This is a genomic window from Streptococcus sp. WM07 (assembly GCF_004570525.1).
Taxonomy (GTDB): Bacteria; Bacillota; Bacilli; order Lactobacillales; family Streptococcaceae; genus Streptococcus.
This window is the reverse complement of sequence record NZ_SPPZ01000168.1, coordinates 1-470: the sequence shown is the minus strand read 5'-3', so window position 1 is coordinate 470 and position 470 is coordinate 1. Positions and strand designations below refer to the sequence as shown.

1 protein-coding gene is annotated in these 470 nt (G+C 50.0%); it reads right to left on the bottom strand.

Annotation, left to right across the window (positions count from 1 at the left end):
* Positions 1-68: 68 nt before the first annotated feature.
* On the bottom strand, positions 69-470 hold a 402-nt coding region (locus E4T71_RS09945; protein WP_167758517.1), incomplete at its 5' end, for a hypothetical protein.

Genomic DNA, 470 nt, shown 5'->3' with positions numbered 1-470 from the left:
GTCTTAGAGAATACATACGCTTGCCCTCAATTCAGGGGGATTCTTAAGCGGCCGCATGGCTAGTTGAGCTACGCCTCTTCAAAAAATGGTTTGCGAGAGCTACTTGGTGGATCGATTAGCTGGCGAATGCGCCGTTCGAGTTGTAGAAGTTCCATGACGGTTGAGTCAATTATCTTCCCCTTGGTCATGCGAGAGTTGCTGCGGGCAGTCTTCCCTAAGGTTCGCACGTGAACGGCGCTCTCATTGAGTAAACGGGCTATTTCTCGCGCTTTGTCCACAGGCTTGAATGTGGCCAGGTATTCCCAAGCCAAATCGATGTATGGCAGCAAACTATCTGGGCTTTTGTGGCCGGTGATAGTGCTCACCCTGGTCAAGATGCTGATCTTGTCGACTATGAGAATTTGGCTTGTCGAGGAAGCGTTGTGGTTGTCCAGATAATCCTGTAGATGCAGTGCGACCTGGATTGTAAT